Raw genomic sequence first — 277 nt, forward strand, 5'->3', positions numbered from 1 at the left:
ATCTCGCCTTCGGCAAGGTGGTGGACGCGATCGGCGCGCGCTTCGGCTATGCCATCGCGGTGGTGATCTGGACGATCGCGCACGTGGCGCATGGCGGCGTGCACACCGTCATGCAGTTCACCCTGGCCCGCTTCGGCCTGGGCATCGGCGAATCGGGCAATTTCCCGGCCGGCGTGAAGACGGTCGCGGACTGGTTCCCGGCCAAGGAGCGCGCCTTCGCGGTGGGCCTGTTCAATGCGGGGTCGAACGTCGGCGCGATCCTGACGCCGCTGCTGAT

The 277-nt window shown here is 68.2% G+C and carries 1 protein-coding gene; it reads left to right on the top strand.

The features are described from left to right. A partial coding sequence (locus NLU14_RS21660; RefSeq protein WP_275710509.1) for an MFS transporter occupies nt 1-277 on the top strand: 277 nt, incomplete at both ends.

It is taken from the genome of Marinobacter iranensis (assembly GCF_029207565.1).
GTDB classification, from domain to species: Bacteria; Pseudomonadota; Gammaproteobacteria; order Pseudomonadales; family Oleiphilaceae; genus Marinobacter; species Marinobacter iranensis.